Origin of the sequence: Pseudomonas triclosanedens (genome assembly GCF_026686735.1) — a bacterium.
Classification (GTDB): domain Bacteria; phylum Pseudomonadota; class Gammaproteobacteria; order Pseudomonadales; family Pseudomonadaceae; genus Pseudomonas; species Pseudomonas triclosanedens.
Genome location: NZ_CP113432.1, coordinates 5683247 through 5697363, shown reverse-complemented (window position 1 = coordinate 5697363; position 14117 = coordinate 5683247). Strand labels below are relative to the sequence as shown.

The following is a 14117-nucleotide window of genomic DNA, read 5'->3' as shown; positions in this document are numbered from 1 at the left end:
GCATGGGCATCGCTGCGCGCGGGTAAGGCGGAGGGCTCTCGGCTGTCGTGTCAGTCGTACAACCGTGCGTAACCGACCCACCGGCTCATCACCCCATCCTCGACCCAGGCCCGTGCGGCGGCGATGTCCGGGGCGAAGTATCGATCCTGCGCGTAGTGCGGCACCTGGCTGCGGATCAGTGTGCGCACTTGCTGAAGTTGCGGCGAGCTTTGCAGCGGTGCGTGGAAATCCACGCCCTGCGCCGCCGCGAGCAACTCGATGGCAACCACCCCGGCGCTGTTGCTGGCCATATCCAGCAGGCGGCGGGCGGCGAAGGTCGCCATCGACACGTGGTCTTCCTGATTGGCCGAGGTCGGCAGGCTGTCCACCGAGGCCGGGTGCGCCAGGCTCTTGTTCTCCGAGGCCAGTGCCGCCGAGGTGACCTGGGCGATCATGAAGCCGGAATTCAAACCGCCTTCCTTGACCAGGAAAGCCGGCAGGCCGGACATCGCCGGGTCCACCAGTTGCGCGATGCGTCGTTCCGATAGCGCGCCAATTTCGGCAATCGCCAGCGCCAGCACGTCGGCTGCCATCGCCACCGGTTCGGCGTGGAAGTTGCCACCGGACAGCACGTCGCCGTCGTCGCTGAATACCAGCGGGTTGTCGGAAACGGCGTTGGCTTCGCGCAGGAATACCCCGGCGGCGAAGCGCAGATGATCCAGGCAGGCACCCATCACCTGCGGCTGGCAGCGCAGCGAATATGGGTCCTGCACGCGCTTGCAGTCGATATGCGACTGGTTGATCTGGCTGTCGTGCAGCAGTTCGCGATACAGCGCCGCGACGGCAATCTGTCCTGGCTGGCCGCGCACTTCCTGGATGCGCGCGTCGAACGGAACGAACGAGCCCTTCAGTGCTTCCACTGTCAGGCTGCCGGCGACCACCGCCGAAACGAACAGCCGTTCCGCCGCGAACAGGCCGCGCAAGGCCAGCGCCGTGGATACCTGGGTGCCATTGATCAGTGCCAGGCCCTCCTTCGGGCCGAGGTTGAGTGGCTCGGCGCCGGCGATACGGAGCCCTTCCAGCGCGTCGAGCATGCGACCTTCGTGGCGCACCTGGCCCACGCCCAGCAGGGTGGCGGACATGTGCGCCAACGGCGCCAGATCGCCCGAGGCGCCCACCGAGCCCTGGGACGGAATGCACGGGTAGACCCGCGCCTGGTAGAGCTTGAGCAGCGTCTCGATCACCGGCAGGCCGACCCCGGAGAAGCCACGCGCCAGTGAGCCGATCTTCAGTGCCATGATCAGCGCCACGCTGGCATCGTCGAGCAGCGGGCCGGTGCCGGTGCAGTGCGAGAGGATCAGGTTGCGCTGCAGGGTGGCCAACCGGTCCTCGGCGATCGAGGTGCGCGCCAGCAGCCCGAAGCCGGTGTTGATGCCGTAGACGGTGCGCTGGCCGGCGATGATCTGGCTGACTGTCTGTGCGCTGTGCAGGATGGCTGCGCGGCACTCGTCGGCCAGTTGCAGGGGACTCTGGTGCTGGTAGATGGCGCGCAGTTGGTCGAGATCGAAGCGGCCGGGCGCAAGGAGCAGGGTTTCGGGCATGGCGGCGTGTACCTGATTCGGTGGAGTGTTACTGCGGTCGTTTCCTGTATATACAGGTATAGCAAGCGCTATGCCATTAGGCGCCAGGGCCTGTCCGGCCAACCTTGGGCGTTTTTCCGTGGCCACTCGTGTCCAGTGAATGTCACCGTCGGTGGCATTTCCAGTCCGGTGGTCATGGGCAAATCGTGGATCGGCGGCTAAACCCTATGGGACACCGACGCGCCTGGAGAACTCGCCATGTCCGCCATCCGCTGCCTGTTGGCCGTGCTGTTCGCATTCGGTCTGTGCGCCCAGACCCTTGCCGCCGATTGTCCCTATCCGAAGCCGGTAGTGTTCGCCGGGCTGAACTGGGAAAGCGGGATGTTCACTACCGAGGTGCTGCGCTTCATTCTGGAAAAGGGCTATGGCTGCAAGACCGACGCGGTGCCAGGCAACACTGTGACGATGGAGAATGCGCTGAGGCAGAACGACATCCAGGTCACCGGCGAACAGTGGGCTGGGCGCAGCACCGTGTGGCAGCAGGCCGAGAAGGCCGGCGAGGTGTTCTCCGTGGGCGAGACGGTGAAGGGTGCCAGCGAAGGCTGGTGGGTGCCGGACTACGTGGTGCATGGCGATGCCAGGCGTGGCATCGCGGCCGCCGCTCCAGGCTTGAAGTCGGTGAGCGACCTGCCGAAGTACAAGGCGCTGTTCCGCGACGACGAGGAGCCGGACAAGGGCCGCTTCTACAACTGCCCCACGGGCTGGACCTGCGAGATCGTCAACACGCAGAAGCTCAAGGCCTACGGCCTGGACGGCAGCTACGTGAACTTCCGCACCGGTGCCGGCCCGGCGCTGGATGCGGCGATCAGCTCGGCCATCGCCCAGGGCAGGCCGGTGCTCTTCTATTACTGGGCGCCGACTCCGCTGCTCGGGCGCTTCAAGCTGGTGCAACTGGAGGAGCCACCGTTCGACGAGGCGGCCTGGCAGACCCTGACCGACCCGAACAACCCGAATCCCAAGGGCTCGCGCTCGCTGCCGGCGAAGATCAGCATCGGCGTGTCGCGGGACTTCCACGACAGGGCGCCACAGCTGGTGCAGGTGTTCGAGAAAGTCGAGCTGCCGCTGCCGATGTTCAACGCGCTGCTGGCGAACATGGCCCAGCACCATCTGGATGTGTCCAAGGTGCGCGAGCAGTTCTTCCGTCAGCACCGGGAGCTGTGGTCGACATGGGTGTCCGCGGATGCGGCGGGGCGGATCGACGCGGCCTTGAAGTGAGCCCCGCAATGCCACTCGCGGCAGGAGTGGTTTCTCTGTTTCTTGGTTGTCTATACAAGCTGTATCCCTTCGTAGCGGACGATGTTACCGAACGCAACGAAAGCGGGCAGGCAGGCTCCTTTCTGGTGCGTGATACCGAGTGATGGCGCTCTCCGGGACGTTTGCTCATTCCTTCTGATTTGATTTTTAGTCCTTTCAAATCAATTGCTTGCTATTTCTTCCGGGGCTGGCGGCGGCTGTGCGGACAGGGTTGGCCTTACCTTTGCTTATACTTGTACATACAAGCATAGACATGAGGGTGGCGAGTCTCTCGATGCCCTCGCCCGAACCGCCCTGCCGCCCTGCGCCCTGGCGGCCACCGATCCGAGCAAGCGAAGGAGCCTTCCGTGACCAAATTCCGCGACGTCGAAATCCGTGCCCCGCGCGGCACTCAATTGAACGCCAAGAGCTGGCTGACCGAAGCTCCGCTGCGCATGCTGATGAACAACCTCGACCCGGAAGTCGCGGAGAATCCGAAGGAGTTGGTGGTGTACGGCGGCATCGGCCGCGCCGCGCGCAACTGGGAGTGCTATGACAGGATCGTTGCCACCCTGAAGGAGCTGAACGACGACGAGACCCTCCTGGTGCAGTCCGGCAAGCCGGTCGGCGTGTTCAAGACCCACGCCAACGCCCCGCGCGTGTTGATCGCCAACTCCAATCTGGTGCCGCACTGGGCGACCTGGGAGCACTTCAACGAGCTGGATGCCAAGGGCCTGGCGATGTACGGGCAGATGACCGCAGGCTCGTGGATCTACATTGGCAGCCAGGGGATCGTCCAGGGCACATACGAAACCTTCGTCGAAGCCGGTCGCCAGCACTACGACGGCAATCTCAAGGGGCGTTGGGTCCTCACCGCCGGCCTGGGCGGCATGGGGGGTGCCCAGCCATTGGCGGCGACCCTGGCCGGCGCCTGCTCGCTGAACATCGAGTGCCAGCAGAGCCGCATCGACTTCCGCCTCAAGACCCGCTATGTCGACGAGCAGGCCACTGACCTCGACGACGCCCTGGCGCGCATCGCCCGCTACACCGGCGAGGGCAAGGCAATCTCGATTGCCCTGTATGGCAACGCCGCCGAGATTCTCCCGGAGCTGGTGCGCCGTGGCGTGCGCCCGGATATGGTCACCGACCAGACCTCAGCCCACGACCCGCTCAACGGCTACCTGCCGGCCGGCTGGACCTGGGAACAGTACCGCGACCGCGCGCAGACCGAACCGGCGGCAGTGGTCAAGGCCGCCAAACAGTCGATGGCAGTCCACGTGCAGGCCATGCTCGACTTCCAGAAGCAGGGTGTGCCGACCTTCGACTATGGCAACAACATCCGCCAGATGGCCAAGGAAGAGGGCGTGGCCAACGCCTTCGACTTCCCCGGCTTCGTCCCGGCCTACATCCGTCCGCTGTTTTGCCGTGGCATCGGCCCGTTCCGCTGGGCTGCGCTGTCGGGCGATGCCGAGGACATCTACAAGACCGACGCGAAGGTCAAGGAGCTGATCCCTGGCGATGCGCACCTGCACCGCTGGTTGGACATGGCCAGGGAGCGCATCAGCTTCCAGGGCCTGCCGGCGCGCATCTGCTGGGTCGGCCTGGGCCAGCGCGCCAGGCTGGGCCTGGCGTTCAACGAGATGGTCCGCAGCGGCGAGTTGAAGGCGCCGATCGTGATTGGCCGCGACCACCTGGATTCCGGCTCGGTCTCCAGCCCGAACCGAGAGACCGAGGCCATGCAGGACGGCTCCGACGCCGTGTCCGACTGGCCGCTGCTCAACGCCCTGCTCAACACCGCCAGCGGCGCCACCTGGGTTTCGCTGCACCACGGCGGCGGAGTGGGCATGGGCTTCTCCCAGCATTCGGGGATGGTGATCGTCTGCGATGGCACCGACGAAGCCGCCGCGCGCATCGCCCGCGTGCTGACCAACGACCCGGGGACTGGCGTGATGCGCCACGCGGATGCCGGTTACCAGATCGCCATCGACTGCGCCAGGGAGCAGGGCCTGAACCTGCCGATGATCACCGGCAGGTAGTTCCGCCGGGACCAGGCAGCGAGAAACCGCGCAGCGTGGCGCGTCGGCTCGCTGCGCAGCAATAGCTTCGACATAACAAGAACCTCCGGGAGAACGACGATGTCCCAGGCCCGCGATAGCTCCAGACCCCTGGTCGAGTGCCGTGGATCACCAGGCGGCCGCACGGCTTTGGCCGTGCTCCGTTTGCCCGCCCGACGCGACGTCCGGGCAATGCCGGGGCGAAAGGCCGGCACCTGAACAGATCGGCCCGGCCGCTCTGCTCGTTCGCCGACGCGGCCCTTGCACTGCCCAACCTCATTCACGTTTAGGAGCATCAGATGAACAACACCAAGAAGACTCTGCTGGGCCTGTTTCTTTCTGCCGGACTGCTCGGCTCGATGACGTCGGCCCAGGCCGCCGGCTGGTGCGAGAGTGGCAAGCCGGTGAAGTTCGCCGGTCTGAACTGGGAGAGCGGCATGCTGCTCACCGACGTCATGCAGTTCATCCTCAAGAACGGCTACGGCTGCGAAACCGATAGCCTGCCGGGCAACTCCATCACGATGGAGCAGGCGCTGGCCAACAACGACATACAGATCTTCAGCGAAGAATGGGTCGGCCGCAGCGATGCCTGGAACAAGGCCGCCGCCGCCAACAAGGTGGTCGGAGTGGGCGCGCCCATCGTCGGTGCCACCGAAGGCTGGTACGTGCCGCGCTTCGTGATCGAGGGTGACAAGGCGCGCAACATCGAAGCCAAGGCGCCGAACCTCAAGGCCGTCACCGACCTTGGCCAGTACGCCGAGCTGTTCCGCGATCCGGAAGAGCCGGGCAAGGGCCGCTTCTACAACTGCCCGGCCGGCTGGACCTGTGAGCTGGAAAACTCCGAGATGCTCAAGAAGTACGGCCTGGAGGACAAGTACACCAACTTCCGTCCCGGCACCGGCCCGGCCCTGGATGCGGCGGTGCTGTCGAGCTACAAGCGCAAGGAGCCTATCCTCTTCTATTACTGGTCGCCGACGCCGCTGATGGGGCAGGCGGACCTGGTGAAACTGGACGAGCCGGGCGTGAACAAGGATGTGAAGATCCAGGTCGGCCTGTCGCGCACCTTCCACGACCAGGCCCCGGAACTGGTGGCCGTGCTGGAGAAGGTCAATCTGCCGATCGACCTGCTGAACCAGAACCTGGCGAAGATGGCCAAGGAGAAACTGTCCTCTGACAAGCTGGCCAAGGCTTTCCTGAAGGAGCACCCGGAGTTGTGGCACACCTGGGTGAGCGACGACGCGGCGAAGAAGATCGACGCCGCGCTCTGAGCCCGAAGAACGGCGAGGGAGCCTGCGCTCCCTCGTGCACGACGCATCACTAGCGAGAACGAGCCATGTTCCCCGAGCGCTTCACCTTCTCCATCGCCGACTGGGTCAACGGCTGGGTCGATGCCCTGGTCACCAACTACGGCGACGTGTTCCGCCACATCTCCGACACCCTGCTGTGGGCCATCGTCAATCTTGAAAGCCTGCTGCGCGCCACGCCCTGGTGGCTGATGCTGGCCATCGTCGCCGGCATCGCCTGGCATGCCACCCGGCGCGTGCTGCCGACGGTGGTGATCGTCGGGCTGCTGTTCCTGGTCGGCGCGGTGGGGCTGTGGGACAAGCTGATGCAGACACTCGCGCTGATGATGGTCGCCACCATCATCTCGGTGCTGATCGGCATCCCGCTGGGTATCCTCGCCGCCCGCAGCGACCGCTTCCGCGCCGTGCTGCTGCCGCTGCTGGACATCATGCAGACCATGCCCAGTTTCGTGTACCTGATCCCGGTGCTGATGCTGTTCGGCCTGGGCAAGGTGCCGGCGATCTTCGCCACCGTGATCTACGCCGCGCCGCCGCTGATCCGTCTCACCGACCTGGGCATCCGCCAGGTCGACCGCGAGGTGATGGAGGCGATCACCGCCTTCGGCGCCAACCGCCGCCAGCAACTGTTCGGCGTGCAGTTGCCGCTGGCGCTGCCGAGCATCATGGCCGGCATCAATCAGACCACCATGATGGCGCTGTCGATGGTGGTGATCGCCTCGATGATCGGTGCCCGTGGCCTGGGCGAGGACGTGCTGGTGGGCATCCAGACCCTCAACGTCGGCAAGGGCCTGGAGGCGGGCCTGGCGATCGTCATCCTCGCCGTGGTCATCGACCGCATCACCCAGGCCTACGGCCGCTCGCGCCACCACGAGGCCAGCAAATGAGCAAGATCCAGGTCAAGAACGTCTACAAGATCTTCGGTGCCCGCGCCGATGCGGCGCTGGCGATGATCCGCCAGGGCAAGAGCAAGGCCGAGGTGCTGGCCGCCACCGACTGCGTGGTCGGCGTCAACGACCTCTCGCTGTCCATCGAGGCAGGGGAAATCTTCGTCATCATGGGGCTGTCCGGCTCCGGCAAGTCGACCCTGGTGCGCCACTTCAACCGCCTGATCGACCCCACCAGCGGGCAGATCCTGGTGGACGGCGAGAATGTCCTCGCCTATGACGCGGCAGCGCTGGAGAACTTTCGCCGGCGCAAGATCAGCATGGTGTTCCAGAGCTTCGGCCTGCTGCCGCACAAGAACGTGCTCGACAACGTCGCCTATGGCCTGAAGATCCGCGGCGAGAGCAAGGCGCTATGCCAGGAGCGCGCGCTGCACTGGATCGCCACCGTGGGGCTCAAGGGCTACGAGAAGTCTTATCCGCACCAACTCTCCGGCGGCATGCGCCAGCGTGTCGGCCTGGCCCGTGCGCTGGCTGCAGACACCGATATCATCCTCATGGACGAAGCCTTCAGCGCCCTCGACCCGCTGATCCGTGCCGACATGCAGGACCAGTTGCTGGAGCTGCAGAAGACCCTGCACAAGACCATCGTTTTCATCACCCACGACCTCGACGAAGCCGTACGCATCGGCAACCGCATCGCCATCCTCAAGGACGGCCAACTGATCCAGGTCGGTGCGCCGGCAGACATCCTCCACAAGCCTGCCGACGAGTACGTGGACCGTTTCGTTCAGCGCCGCGTCGCCGCGCTGTAAACCCTTTTCCGGCCGGGGAGGGCGCTCCCCGGCATGCCCCACACAAGGAGCCTCTGCATGTCGTCGTCTTCCTCGGTCATTCTCGGCAACGGGCCGCTGCGTTGGCAGGAGCTGGTCGCCGTTGCCCGGCATGGCGCGCGCCTGGAGCTGGCGCCGGCCGCCTGGGCGCGCATCGACAATGCCCGCGGCATCGTCGAGCGCATCGTCAGCCGGGGAGAGCGGGCCTATGGCATCAATACCGGCCTGGGCGCGCTGTGCAATGTGGTGCTGCAAGGCGAGCAACTGGCGCAGCTTTCGCGCAACACACTGCTCAGCCACGCCTGTGGTGTCGGCGAGCCGCTGAAGGACGAACAGACCCGCGCGATCATCTGCGCGGCCATCACCAACTACAGCCACGGCAAGTCCGGCCTGCATCGCCGGGTGGTCGAGGCGTTGCTGGCGCTGCTCAACCACGGTATCACGCCGCGCGTTCCGTCCCAGGGCTCGGTGGGATATCTGACCCATATGGCCCATGTCGGCGTGGCGTTACTGGGGATTGGTGAGGTGAGCTATCGCGGCGAGGTCGTCCCCGCCGCCCAGGCCCTGGCCGCCGAGGGACTGGAGCCGGTGCAACTGAGCGCCAAGGACGGGCTGTGCCTGGTCAACGGCACCCCCTGCATGACCGGACTGAGCTGCCTGGCACTGGACGACGCAACGCGCCTGGCGCAGTGGTCCGACGTGATCGGGGCGATGAGCTTCGAGGCGTTGCGCGGGCAGATCGACGCCTTCGACGCCGAGGTCATCGCGCTCAAGCCGCACCCGGGCATGCAGGTAGTCGGCGCGAACTTGCGGGCGCTGCTCGAAGGCAGCGAGGTGATCGCCGCCAGCAAGGGCATCCGCACCCAGGATGCGCTGAGTATCCGCTCCATGCCGCAGATCCACGGCGCGGTGCGCGACCAGTTGGCCCATGCCGCACGGCAGATCGAGACGGAGCTGAATTCCGCCACCGACAACCCCCTGGTGCTGGGCATTCCGGATGATTACCGCGTGGTCTCCCAGGCCAACCCGCACGGCGAGTCGGTGGCGATGGCCGCCGACCTCCTGGCCATCGCCGTGGCCGAGCTGGGCGGAGTCGCCGAGCGCCGCCTGGATCGCCTGATCAATCCGCTGGTCAGCGGTCTGCCGGCGTTCCTGGTCAGCCAGCCCGGGGTGAACTCCGGGATGATGATCGTGCAGTACGTCGCCGCCTCGCTGGCCGGTGAGAACCGCCAGTTGGCGCAGCCGGCGGTGGTGGACAATTTCGTCACCTCCGGCCTGCAGGAAGACCATCTGAGCCTGGGCACCAGCGCCGCGCTGAAGCTCGGCAAGGTCATCGCCAACTGCACGCAGATTCTCGCAATCGAGTACCTGCTGGCCGCCCAGGCGTTCGAGTTCCTCAAGCCGCAGCGTTTCGGCATGGGCACCGATTGCGCCTGGAGCCTGTTGCGCGAGCGGGTGCCAGCCTATGACAGTGATCGCTGGCTGGCGCCGGACATCGCCCGCGCAGCCGCGCTGCTGGCCGAACCCGCCGCACTGCGCAGCATCGGCGCGAGCATCGGGAGGCTGCAATGAAACACCTCTGGCACCACTGCCACGCGGCGACGATGCGCGATGGTCGCTACTCGATCATCGAGGACGCGGCGATCATCACCGAGGGCGAGCGCATCACCTGGATCGGCCCGCGCGCCGACCTGCCCGAGCGCCCGGTACAGAGCACCGACCTGCGCGGTGCCTGGGTGACGCCGGGGTTCATCGACTGCCATACGCACCTGGTGTTCGCTGGTGACCGCAGCGCCGAATTCGAGCAGCGCCTGAATGGCGTCAGCTACGCCGAGATCGCCGCCGCCGGCGGAGGCATCGCCAGTACCGTGCGCGCCACCCGCGAGGCCAGCGAGGAGGAGCTGCTGGCCAGCGCCGTCAGGCGCGCCCGCCCGTTGCTGGCCGATGGTGTGACCGTGCTGGAGGTGAAATCCGGTTATGGCCTGGATCTGGACAGCGAGCGGCGGATGCTGCGCGTCGCCCGCCGCCTGGAACAGGAGCTGCCGGTAACGGTGCGTACCACCTGCCTTTCGGCCCACGCGTTGCCGCCGGAGTACGCCGGCCGCGCCGACGATTACATCGAGCAGGTGTGCAGCCACATTCTTCCCGCGCTGGCGGCCGAAGGGCTGGTGGATGCGGTGGACGCCTTCTGCGAGCACCTGGCGTTCTCCCCAGCGCAGGTGGAGCGGGTTTTCCAGGCCGCGCAACGCCTCGGCCTGCCGGTGAAGCTGCATGCCGAACAGTTGTCGTCCCTGCACGGCTCCAGCCTCGCGGCGCGTTACGGCGCGCTGTCCGCCGATCATCTGGAATTCATGACCGAGGAAGATGCCATCGCGATGGCCGAGGCGGGCACCGTGGCGGTGCTACTGCCGGGCGCCTTCTTCGTCCTGCGCGAAACCCGGCTACCACCGGTGGATGCCCTGCGCAGGCATGGCGTGGCCATCGCCGTGGCCAGCGACCTGAACCCCGGCACCTCGCCGGCGCTATCGCTGCGCCTGATGCTGAACATGGCCTGCACCTCGTTCCGCCTGACTCCGGAAGAGGCACTGGCCGGCGTCACCCTTAACGCCGCCCGCGCGCTGGGCATGGCTGACAGCCACGGCAGCCTGGAGGTGGGCAAGGTCGCCGACTTCATCGCCTGGGACATCCAGCGCCCCGCCGAACTGGCCTACTGGCTCGGCGGTGATCTGCCCAAGCGTGTCATTCGTCACGCAGAGGAGATTGCCTCCCGTGGATAAGGTTCTCGACTTCAAGCGCGGCCGCGTACCGTTGCTGATCAGCATGCCGCACCCCGGTCTGCGCCTGACTCCGGCAGTGGAGCGCGGGCTGGTGGAGGAGGCGCGCGAATTGGCCGATACCGACTGGCACATCCCGCAACTCTATGACTTCGCCGAGGAGCTGGGCGCCAGCACCCTGGCCGCCGGCTATTCGCGCTACGTCATCGACCTCAACCGCCCGGCCGACGACAAGCCGCTGTACAGCACGGCCACCACCGGTCTCTACCCGGAAACTCTGTTCGACGGCCGCCCGCTGTTCAAGGATGACCAGACGCCCTCCGCCGAGGAGCGAGCGCGCTATCTCGCGGAGGTCTGGGCGCCCTATCACCAGACCCTGGCCGACGAACTGGCACGGCTGAAGGCGGAGTTCGGCTACGCGCTGTTGTGGGATGCGCACTCGATTCGCTCGGTCATTCCGCATCTGTTCGACGGCAAGCTGCCGGACTTCAACATCGGCACCAACAGCGGCGCGAGCTGCGATGCGGAGCTGGCCGAGCGGCTGCTTGCGGTGTGCGCCGCCGCCCCGGCCTACCGGCACATCCTCAACGGGCGCTTCAAGGGCGGGTACATCACCCGCCACTACGGTCAGCCAGGGGACAACGTGCACGCGGTGCAACTGGAGCTCGCGCAGTGCAACTACATGGATGAACAGGCGCCGTTCGGCTACCGCGACGATCTCGCCGGGCCGACCGCGCAGGTAATTCGCCGGATGCTGGAAACCTTCATTGCCTGGGGCCGCGAGCGCTACGGGCGCTGAGTTTTACGCAGTCGCCTGCCGTGCCGGGTCTTGTCGGCGCGGCGCCGCCGGCCCACGCATCCCGGCGGCGCTTCTCCTGGAGCGGCAGGCGGCTGTCTTTTCTTCGAAGCGGCGTTGCATCAGCTGCTCCTTGGCCTGGGGTTCCGGGGTGGCAAACATCGCCCTGCCAAGCGAACTCCCATCAAAGCGGTGCTTTGGTTCGGGCATTCCCAATGTTGTGTAGAAAAATCTGATTAATAAGTTCATCCGTCAGCCAGCTCGCAGGTGAGTGATAGGTTCGCCCCCACCAGCCAACCCACCACTGCAATCAAGGGTGACGACTTCAGATGGTTATCAGTCCTCCCTTTCTTCCAACCTCGACTCCCGGCGAGGCGGATGGCGCGTACCTTGATCGTGCGATGCTTGAAGGCGTCCCCGGCAAGGGGGCCTTCCCGGTCAGCCATGATCTGAATTGGCACGGTGGCGTCCACCTGACTGCCCCCGAAGAAGGTGGAAAGTCCCTGCCGGTTCGCGCAATTGCCGACGGAACCCTGGTCTACATACGACAACCTACCCCGCGCACCAACGACGCAACCCATCCGCTGAATTACGGCGGCGCCTGGACCGACGATGGGTGCATCCTCCTGCGCCACGAAACGGAGATCGGCGAAGGGGGGCAGGCGCAGGTAGTGTTCTACTCGCTCTACCAGCATCTCTCGACCATTGAACTGAGCGCCATGAGCGTCGGCAGTAAGGTCTATCGGCGGGATGTGCTGGGGCAGGCGGGTTCCATCAGGGAACCCGGTTCGAAGAAGATTCATTTCGAGATCATCACCGAAGAGGCGGCTCCCTTGCTTGGGCGCAGTACCACGGTTCTGGATTACCTGCGCAGCGATGGGCGTACAGACAGTTGTTGGGGCGACGTGCATTTCCATCTGCCACCCGAGGTGCTGTGTTACGAAGAGCGGCCCCATGTCTGGAGCAATCCCGACAACTCCACCGGCACCATCGTCACCCGGTCGGAGCAGAGCCTGTTCATTCGACTGCACTACGAGAAAGGGCAGTGCACGCTGACCACCTTTACCGAGGCTGGTGAAGTGATTGGCACGCTGGCGGAGCCCCAGGACTTCGAATACGACCTCTATCAGATTGCCTGTGAGCGCTACCCGGCTTGCTCCAGTGCGGGCTACGAGCTGCTCCGCTGGGGGCGGGTGCTCGGACCGGATGCTTTGAGCCCCTCGCAGGCGGCTCATTGGCGGAAAATCCCGCTGCCCGGTGGCCCCGCATGGGTCAATCTGAATGCTTTCACGGTGACCTGTTTCAGTGATGCCGACTTCCCGCATTGGCTGGGCTGGCAACTGATCGACGATGACACCGACGACGACTCGCACTGCCAGTCACCGACCGTGCGTGCCGTGTTGAGGCTGGATGAAGACCCCATTTTCCCCGACACCACCGATGCGATCTCTATCGCCAGCTCCCCGGCCTATGACCCCCTGTCTGCCGAGGACAAGGATTGGTTAGGCAAGCGCTACGAGATAGAGCAGGCTCGCAACATTGCGAAGCTGGAGGAGCATCACCAGAAGCTCAGGCGGTTCGCCTTCAGGTTCCCCACCGAGTGGCGCCACGAGGGCTTCGATGCCCGTTATGGCTGGTGGCTCAGGATCTTCCACAACGATGAGTCCGCACTTCAGAGCTACCAGGAGATGAAGGCTCACCAGAAGGCGTTGGCGTTTTGGGAAGAGGCTGCCCTGGACGGCATTGGCAGCACCCATTGGCATCTTCCGCCCCGGCAGTTCATCGAGGCGTTTCGCAGGTGTGGCTGGTTGAGTCAGGCGGAACTGACCCAACTGCTGCCGATGACTGCATTGCGTAAGGATCATGGGCATTGGGTGTCGGAGCCGGTCACGCTCACATCTCGTGCCAAGAGTAATATCCAAGACTATAAGGTCGAGCTCAATAAGTCGCTGCGCACCCATGGTTTGTCCGCCAGTCCTCTGCGTTTAGCGGCTTTCTTCGGTAATGCGATGCAAGAGACGCAATGGTTCGACAAGCTTCACGAAGGTAATTCAGGAGCCTGGTATTTCCCTTGGGATGGCCGTGGGTTCCTGCAACTTACCCATGCCGAGAACTACATAAAGTACTGGCGCTTCCGTGGGCGTGTTGTCAGTGAAACTCTTCGGCAGCAACTCCGAAATGCTGCGGTGACGGCACATCAGCAACATAGCAACAACGCGCTGCGGGATAGCAATTTCTCGGGGTTGACACCAGAAATGATCCAGTGGCGTGATCATGTGGAAACCAAAGCTGTCGATGCTGCTTATAGTGCAGTGGCTTATTGGTCTTGGTCCAGAGCGGCTAAGTTTGCTGATTTGTCACCGGATATGGTTAGAGAGTCTGTTAATGGTACTCATGTGTTCATCTATTACAGCAGCGTCCCATTTGGGCAGGTAGCGGCTACAGTTAACTTTGGGAGTCCGACGACTACCACATCCGCCATATCGGGTGTCAATGGAATACAGGCCCGCTATCAGGCATACATTAGTGCGCTAATGGTATTGTGCGAAGGGCTAGAGTTTCCCGATGCTCATGGCCATAGAATTGAAAGCCCTGATGGTTATACGCCAAGGAAAAATTGATT

10 protein-coding genes are annotated in these 14117 nt (G+C 64.6%); 9 read left to right on the top strand and 1 reads right to left on the bottom strand.

Translation table 11 applies throughout. The features are described from left to right. Nucleotides 1-50: 50 nt before the first annotated feature. Nucleotides 51-1580 carry a histidine ammonia-lyase gene (gene hutH, locus OU419_RS26380; RefSeq protein WP_254476175.1) on the bottom strand — a complete coding sequence of 510 codons (1530 nt, stop codon included), beginning with the start codon at nucleotides 1578-1580 and terminating at the stop codon, nucleotides 51-53. Nucleotides 1581-1817: 237 nt separating this feature from the next. Here hutH (OU419_RS26380) and OU419_RS26375 point away from each other — a divergent pair, with 237 nt between their 5' ends. From OU419_RS26375 to OU419_RS26335, 9 genes are all read left to right on the top strand, one after another. Next, nucleotides 1818-2834, top strand: a complete 1017-nt coding sequence (locus tag OU419_RS26375) for an ABC transporter substrate-binding protein (protein WP_254476177.1) — start codon at nucleotides 1818-1820, stop codon at nucleotides 2832-2834. A gap of 386 nt (nucleotides 2835-3220) precedes the next feature. Further along, nucleotides 3221-4888, top strand: a complete 1668-nt coding sequence (gene hutU, locus OU419_RS26370) for a urocanate hydratase (protein ID WP_254476179.1) — start codon at nucleotides 3221-3223, stop codon at nucleotides 4886-4888. Between the two features lie 377 nt (nucleotides 4889-5265). Further along, nucleotides 5266-6174, top strand: a complete 909-nt coding sequence (locus OU419_RS26365) for an ABC transporter substrate-binding protein (protein ID WP_408004974.1) — start codon at nucleotides 5266-5268, stop codon at nucleotides 6172-6174. Nucleotides 6175-6239: 65 nt separating this feature from the next. Further along, on the top strand, nucleotides 6240-7094 hold the full coding sequence (locus tag OU419_RS26360) for an ABC transporter permease (RefSeq protein ID WP_254476183.1): 855 nt from the start codon (nucleotides 6240-6242) through the stop codon (nucleotides 7092-7094). Next, nucleotides 7091-7906 (top strand): quaternary amine ABC transporter ATP-binding protein, encoded by an 816-nt coding sequence (locus tag OU419_RS26355; RefSeq protein WP_254476185.1) that lies wholly within the window; start codon nucleotides 7091-7093, stop codon nucleotides 7904-7906. The genes OU419_RS26360 and OU419_RS26355 overlap by 4 nt, the downstream gene beginning before the upstream one ends. Before the next feature lie 57 nt (nucleotides 7907-7963). Continuing rightward, complete coding sequence (gene hutH, locus OU419_RS26350) at nucleotides 7964-9496, top strand: histidine ammonia-lyase (RefSeq protein ID WP_254476187.1); 1533 nt, start codon at nucleotides 7964-7966, stop codon at nucleotides 9494-9496. Beyond that, the gene (gene hutI / locus OU419_RS26345; protein ID WP_254476189.1) at nucleotides 9493-10701 is read left to right on the top strand and encodes an imidazolonepropionase; all 1209 of its coding nucleotides are present in this window, start codon (nucleotides 9493-9495) and stop codon (nucleotides 10699-10701) included. The genes hutH (OU419_RS26350) and hutI overlap by 4 nt, the downstream gene beginning before the upstream one ends. Next, complete coding sequence (hutG, locus tag OU419_RS26340; RefSeq protein ID WP_254476190.1) at nucleotides 10694-11497, top strand: N-formylglutamate deformylase; 804 nt, start codon at nucleotides 10694-10696, stop codon at nucleotides 11495-11497. Before hutI ends, hutG begins: the two co-directional genes overlap by 8 nt. A 398-nt stretch (nucleotides 11498-11895) precedes the next feature. After that, the gene (locus OU419_RS26335; protein ID WP_254476191.1) at nucleotides 11896-14115 is read left to right on the top strand and encodes a M23 family metallopeptidase; all 2220 of its coding nucleotides are present in this window, start codon (nucleotides 11896-11898) and stop codon (nucleotides 14113-14115) included. Nucleotides 14116-14117: the final 2 nt, after the last annotated feature.